5 protein-coding genes are annotated in these 7,042 nt (G+C 62.2%); 4 read left to right on the forward strand and 1 reads right to left on the reverse strand.

Annotated features, from left to right (window positions below; genetic code table 11):
* The first annotated feature begins 93 nt into the window (after positions 1–93).
* The 4 genes from QW379_09150 to pckA all read left to right on the forward strand — a co-directional run bounded on the left by QW379_09150 (position 94) and on the right by pckA (position 6,649).
* Positions 94–1,425, forward strand: a complete 1,332-nt coding sequence (locus QW379_09150) for a signal recognition particle protein Srp54 (protein ID MEM2870563.1) — start codon at positions 94–96, stop codon at positions 1,423–1,425.
* A gap of 125 nt (positions 1,426–1,550) precedes the next feature.
* Complete coding sequence (locus tag QW379_09155) at positions 1,551–4,259, forward strand: tetratricopeptide repeat protein (protein ID MEM2870564.1); 2,709 nt, start codon at positions 1,551–1,553, stop codon at positions 4,257–4,259.
* A 100-nt stretch (positions 4,260–4,359) separates the two neighbouring features.
* Positions 4,360–5,016, forward strand: a complete 657-nt coding sequence (locus QW379_09160) for a tRNA (pseudouridine(54)-N(1))-methyltransferase TrmY (protein ID MEM2870565.1) — start codon at positions 4,360–4,362, stop codon at positions 5,014–5,016.
* Entirely contained in the window at positions 5,009–6,649 is a 1,641-nt protein-coding gene (pckA, locus tag QW379_09165) for a phosphoenolpyruvate carboxykinase (ATP) (GenBank protein ID MEM2870566.1), read from the forward strand. Before QW379_09160 ends, pckA begins: the two co-directional genes overlap by 8 nt.
* A 126-nt stretch (positions 6,650–6,775) precedes the next feature.
* On the opposite strand, the gene QW379_09170 is transcribed toward pckA, so the two are convergent.
* The coding region (locus tag QW379_09170; protein MEM2870567.1) for a zinc ribbon domain-containing protein at positions 6,776–7,042 on the reverse strand (267 nt) is incomplete at its 5' end.

The raw sequence follows: 7,042 nt of genomic DNA on the forward strand, positions 1-7,042 counted from the left end.
GGAGGTAGGGGGCGGGGCGACGGGGAGGATTTCCCGAGTCCCGAGCCCGCCTGAGAGGAAATCTATTTTAACAGCGAGCGTGATGGTCGAGCGATGGTCCTCGAAAGTCTGGCGGGCTCCTTGCGGGATACGCTGCGCAAGATCGTCAACGCCCCGCACATCGACGCCGCCCTTATAAAGGAGGTTGTTAAGGAAATCCAGAGGGCGCTGCTCCTAGCCGACGTCAGCGCCCCGTTGGTCGTGAAGCTCACGAGGGAGCTCGAGAGGCGGGCCTTGACCGAAAGGCCGCCGGCCGGTATGAGTTCCAGGGACCACGTCATCAGAATCATCTACGAGGAGCTCGTGCGGATTCTGGGAGAGACGCGGGAGATTCCGCTGAAGAAACACGTGATTATGATGGTCGGGCTCTACGGTCAGGGCAAGACCACGACCGCCGCCAAACTCGCGCTCTACTTCAAGAAGAGGGGGATGCGCGTGGCGCTGATCGCGGGCGACACGCACCGCCCCGCCGCCTACGAGCAGCTCACGCAGCTAGGAGAGAAAATCGGTGTCCCGGTCTACGGTGAGCCGGGCGAGACCAGGGCACCGAAAATCGTGCGCGAGGGGATGGAGAAGTTCGGGGATTATGATATCATCATCATAGACACGTCCGGCAGGCACTCTCTCGAGGCGGAGCTCGTCGAGGAGATGAAGAGAATCGCCAACGTGGCCAGACCGGACGAGAAGTTCCTAGTCATAGACGCGGTAATGGGGCAGGCCGCGGGGCCGCAGGCCAAGGCCTTCCACGAAGCCATCCAGCTCACCGGTGTCATAATCACGAAGATGGACGGTACGGCCAAGGCGGGGGGAGCGCTGAGCGCGGTCCAGGCCACGGGGGCGCCGGTGGTCTTCATCGGCACGGGGGAGCACATAGACGAGCTCGAGAGGTTCGACCCCGCGGGCTTCATCTCCAGACTGCTCGGTATGGGGGACATCAAGGCCCTTATCGAGAAGGCCGAGGGGGTCGTGGACGAGAAGACGGCGGAGGAGGCCGCGAGGAAAATCATGTCCGGGAGGTTCACTCTGAAGGACATGTACGAGCAGATGGAGATGCTGCAGGGGATGGGGCCTCTGCAGAAGCTGATGCAGCTCCTGCCCTTCGGGGGAGGAACCTCGATGACCAAGGAGCAGCTCGAGCAGACCCAGCTTAGGCTGAAGCGGTTCAAGGTGATCATGAACTCGATGACCAAGGAGGAGATGGAGAACCCGAGAATCATCAAAGGCACCAGGATTAGAAGAATCGCTCGCGGCGCCGGAGTGGACATGACGGAAGTGAAGGCGCTCCTGAGGCACTACGAGCAGTCGAGGAGGATGATCCGGGACATCACGAGCAATAGGAAAAAGCGCAAGGCACTGATGAAGGCGCTTCAAGTGGACGGGAAGTGATGAATTCACGGCGGGGGATGGAGCCGGGGGAGAGCCGGGGGAGGGGCTGGCGGGAGGATATGGGAATAGGGTCTTAAGAGTGGGTCGGTGGGCGGGTGATGACAGTTGAGAGGTGAGCGTTGACAATGAGCCCCTCCGCCAAGTTAGTGGGAAGGGAGAAAGAGCTCGCCCTGCTCAGGGGCTTGCTAGAAAGGGCCCTGAAGGGAGAGGGGAGCCTTGCCCTAATCGAGGGCGAGGCGGGGGTTGGCAAGACGCGCCTTGTGACCGAGCTAGCGGCGGAGGCGCGGGAGCGCGGCTTTACGTTCCTCCAGGGCAGATGCACAGAGGGCAGCGGGCCCTATTTTCCTTTCGTCAGCGCCTTCTCCGACACAAGCACGGTCGAGGGCCTTCTACTGATATACAGGGATGGGAGGGTCATCGCCCACTGGTCCCGGAGGGCGGACTTCGCCGCCGACGCGGAGGTGGTCAGCGGTATGCTCTCCGCAATTCAGGACTTCATCACACAGTCCTTCAGGACCGGGCAGGCAGGCGCGCTCAGGGAGATCAAGCACGGCGACTTCGAGCTCGTCGTCGAGCACGGCGCGAGCGTCTTCCTCGTCGCCATGGTATCTGGCCCCCGCCCACTCGGACTCCCGCAGGAGATGAGGGAGGTACTGGAGGCCGTGCAGGCAAGGTACTCGGCCGCTCTTGAGAAGTGGGACGGAGCGGTCGACAGGTTCTCAGGCGTGGAGGAGCTTCTAGCGGAGCTCGTTGCGCTCAGGCGGTACGGCATAGAGCAGCTCAGCGGTCTCAGGGAGGAGTTCGAGGGGAGCAGGGGGGCACGCGCTGATAAGGACAGGGAGAGAATGTTCGAAAACGTCTCCCGGCACATCACGAGCATATGCTCGGAGAGGCCCCTCCTACTCTTCCTCGACGACATCCAGTGGATGGACCTGGCCTCCCTCCACCTCCTCCACCACATCGCCCGCGCCACCCGGGCCAGTCCCGCGATCATCCTCTGCACCTGCAGGAGTGAGGACCTCGAGGTGGGGGGAACGGTGGTCAGGATCTTGCGCGAGCTGGGGCGGGAGAAGCTCCTGACGAGAATTGAGCTCGGGAGGCTCGAGCCCGACTCCGTGCGAGAAATGGTCGGTGGAATTCTCGGCAAGCCCATCTCCGACCTGCCCGAGGACTTCTTGGAGAGGCTCTATGCCGAGACCGAAGGCAACCCCTTTTTTGTGGAGGAGGTGGTGAGGAGCCTGATCGAGGAGGGGGTCCTGGACCCCTCAAGGCCGGACTGGAGCTCCTCCACTTCGGTGAGAAGCATCAAAATCCCCTCCAGTGTCGAGGATATAGTTCTCGGGCGCCTTGAGAGGCTCGACGAGCGCGACAGGGAACTCCTGGGCCTAGCCGCCGTCGCCGGCCATCAGTTCGAGCTCGAGCTGCTCTCGATGGTGTCCGGAGTGGACGAGATCGGGCTGGCCTCCGCGCTGGAAAGGATGACCCGCCTCGGACTGGTTACTGAAGACCTAAGGTTCGGCCACGCGATGATTCGGGAGGTGCTCTATAAGAGGCTGCCCCCGTTCAAGCTGACGGTGGCGCACAGGCGAGTGGGGTTCGCGCTCGAAGAGCTGCATAGGAGCAACCCACGCGAGGTCTGCAGCGCCCTAGCGATTCATTTTTCCAAGGGAAACGTGCCTGTGAAGGCCATCGAATACTCGATGATGGCCGCTGAGGTGGCCAGGGTGAAGTACGCCCATGACGAGGCCCTAGGCCATTGCAGGAACGCCCTCTCCTTCGTGGAGAGGCTCGAGAGCAGGAATTCGCCGGAGATGATGGCGAAGGAGCTCGCCATTCTCATGAAGCTCGCGCAGCTTTGCGAGGTGACGGCCGACATTGAAGGATGGATGGAGTACAGCCGGAGAGCTGTGGGGCTCGCGACCTCTCTCAACGAGCCTAGGGCTCTTGCCAGTGCCCACATCTCCCTCGGCAACCTCTATGTGAGGCTGGGAGAGTGGCCCTCGGCACTCATGCACTACGGCCGCGCATCGGAGGTCTCGGCAGCGGTGGGGGATATGGCGGGCCTCGCGATCGCGAACCGCGAGATAGGCAACGTGCACTTCAGGGTCGGGGACTATCCAAAAGCGATAGAGTACCATCAAAAGAGCATTGAGCTAGCCAGGGGCATCGAGCCCGCGGCCGGCATTCCCATCCTCATCCAGACCTACATTGAGCTCGCGAATGTACACGCCGAGAGGGGCGAGTGCGAGCTGGCCGTGGACTATTACCAGAAGGCCATGGACCTTGGCATCCGGATAAACTCGCTCTACGATGTCGCCACCGCTTTCAACAATATTGGCGATGTGTACTTGAAGACGGGCGAGTGGGACTACGCCAGGGAGTACTTCGAAAGGGCCCTGCACATATTTAAAAGGCTGGGAAACGTGATGGACATCGTAGTCACGCTGTGCAACCTGGCCGAGGCCCACGCCAGGGCACTTGAGACGAGCGAGGCCCGGGCCTACTGCGAGGAGGCGATGAAATACCTCAAGCGGCTCGGCGAGGTTGAGCTCCCCTTCCAGCTCCACATGGTCTTCGCCATCATTCACAGGCACGAGAGGCAGTGGGATAAGTCCAGGGAGCACTTCGAGGCCTCCATCGCAGCCCTCGAGGGGGCGAACATGCCTTATTATTTGGGTGTCGTGTATCATGAGATGGGCCTGATGCACAGGGAGCGCGGTGACGCGAGGGAGGCCAGGCGGTGCCTCGAGAACGCCCTCCAGCTATTCGACAGGGTCGGCGCGACCCGGCCGAGTGCTGTGGTGAGGGAAGAGCTCAAAAGTCTAGGAGATTGAGGAGGTTTCCAGACTTGCACCATGGGAAGGAGGTTGCATGGCGGTGCACTTGCCGGCTCCTGGGCAGAAAGGGGAGAGCGGCGGGAGGGGGTGAGGATTTCTGAGGCGGTTCGTTATTATCGGCCACAATGTGGACCCCTCGGGGGACTTCACCCTGAACGACCTCTGCGGGGGCGCCGGCAGGCTTGACGTCCTGCTGAGGTGTGTTTCTTCGGCGTTCTTCGTCTCGCACGGAATTCGAAAAGACGTCGAGGTCTACCTCGTGCTACCGGGCAGACACGGTTCCCCGAGCCTCGATGAGAGACGGTCGGGAGGCGGCAGTGGGGCCCCTGTAGGCCCCAAGACCGTCAGATTCTCGGGACGAGAGCTGAGATACCTCAATCCCGACGAGAGGAGCACGGGCGCTCTGGTGAGGACGGCCCTCCTAAAAAATCTTGAAGGCGATAAAGAGATAGTCTCTACTCCGGGCGTCTATGTCTCGAGGCGGAGCCTGGAGTCGCTGGCGAGAGCGCTCCCGGGCCCGGTTTGGCTTGTGGAGGATGGTGAGCCATGGCCCCGCGGGGGCCTCCCCGGAGATGTGACCTTCTACCTCAGCGACCACCTCGACTTCACAAAGGAGGAAGAGAATTTGCTCCAGAGCGCGGGGGCGAGGAGGGTGAGTCTGGGGCCGACGAGTCTCCACAGTCACCAGTGCATCACCATCGTCCACTGGCTCTTGGACGGGGGCATTCGAGGGGGAGGGGCTCCGGATGATTGAGGGTGGCGCCTCGCCCGCCGGCGGCGACATTGAAAGTCTCAGGTCTCAGCTCGAGAGGCTCGGCATCCGTCCCCTCGGCAGGCTCCGGTACAACCTCCCCGTGGCGAGGCTCGTGGAGCTCGCTCTAGCGCGGAGCGAGGGGATGCTGGCCGAGGGCGGTGCGTTTGTGGTCCGGACCGGCAAGTACACGGGGAGGTCGCCACGCGACAGATTCATCGTTGACACACCCGCCGTTCATAACAAGGTGCACTGGGGCGAAGCGAACCAGCCGATGAACAGGGAGAAGTTCGAAACACTGTTAGAGAGGCAGCTGGACTACCTGAGGGGCAGGGAGCTTTTCGTTGTCGACGCGTTTCTCTGCGCGGATCCAGCCTACCGGATACCTGTGCGCGTGATTACAGAGCTGGCTTGGCAGAGCCTCTTCGCCACGCAGCTCTGCATCCGCCCGGGCAATGGTGAGCTCCCCGGGCGAAGGCCCGAGGTTACCCTCATCTCGACGCCCGGCATGAGGGCTGTTCCGGCGAGGGATGGAACGAGGTCCGAGTGTGCGATTGCATTAGAACTCGATCGCGGAATCATAAGCATCGTCGCCACCGCTTACGCCGGCGAAATAAAAAAGGCGCTATTCAGCTATCTTAACTATATTCTTCCAGAGAAGGGTGTTTTCCCGATGCACTGCGCCGCCAACGTAGGCGAGAGGGGGGACACAGCCCTCTTCTTCGGTCTCTCCGGAACAGGTAAAACAACCCTCTCATCCGACCCATCCCGGAGAATAATCGGTGACGACGAGCACGGGTGGAGCGAGAGGGGAGTCTTCAATTTCGAGGGTGGGTGCTACGCTAAGTGCATAGGGCTCACGGCCGAAAAGGAGCCCATGATATACGGCGCAATAAAGTTCGGCTCGGTTGTCGAGAATGCTGTGCTGAACCCGGAGACGCGACGGCTGGACTTCAGCGACGACAGCATCACCGAGAACACGCGGGCCGGGTACCCTCTGGAGCACCTGCCGTCCGCGCTCACGTGCGCGATGGCCGACCACCCAAAAGCCATTCTCTTCCTCACTGCGGACGCCTTTGGTGTGCTCCCGCCCGTGGCGGTGCTGACCCGCGAGGCGGCGGTCTATCACTTCCTCTCAGGCTACACCAGCAAGCTCGCCGGCACCGAGCGGGGCATCGTCGTTCCTCGGGCGGTCTTCTCCGCATGCTTCGGGGCGCCCTTCATGCCTCGCCCGCCCCTGTTCTACGCGGGCCAGCTCTACGACTGGCTGAAAAAGTACAACACCTCGGTTTTTCTGGTGAACACGGGATGGATGGGCGGCCCTTACGGCGAGGGGAAGAGAATTCCCCTTGAGCTCACCCGGGGCATTGTCAGGGTGCTGCTCGAGGGAGGCCTGGAGGGTGTCCCCGTCCATACCGACCCCGTCTTCAACCTCAATGTACCGGACGAGTGCGGGGAGCTACCCCGGGAGCTGCTCTATCCCCGGAAGAGCTGGAAGAGGCCAGAGGCCTACGACATCACCGCGATGAAGCTCGCCTGGCGCTTCGTCGAGAACTTCAGAAAGTTCCGGGAGGCTCCGAGCAGAATCGCCGAGGCGGGGCCGAGAGTGAGGGAGGCCGGGAGCACTTCCGAATAAGCTCGGGAAGAGAAAGGGCTCTGGGAGGATATTGGGACAGCATCTGAGAAAAATCCGGGAGGGGAGAGGGCTCCGTGAGGGGCCAGGCAAGGAGTGAAGGGCCCTCTTGGCCCTCTAGGATGTGAATTATCTCGTTCTGTTCCCGCACGCCGGGCACACGGGCCACTCGGGCTCAAGCGCCTCGCCGCACGAGGGGCACCTTAGACCGCCGCTCGGCCTTTTCGCTTGCCCCTCCGCAACAGCGGGTCCTCCCCCAGCCCGCCCCGCTACCCCTCCCCCCACTCCTCCCAGCGCCGCCCTCGCCTCCATCGCAAACTGCATCGCCGCCTCCCCGTCGCCTTCCTTTATGAAGTCGCGAGCTAGCTCCAGTTTCTCCGTTGCGGCCGAGACTTG

The sequence above is a fragment of the Thermoplasmata archaeon genome (assembly GCA_038851035.1).
In the GTDB taxonomy this organism is placed as follows: domain Archaea; phylum Thermoplasmatota; class DTKX01; order VGTL01; family VGTL01; genus JAWCLH01.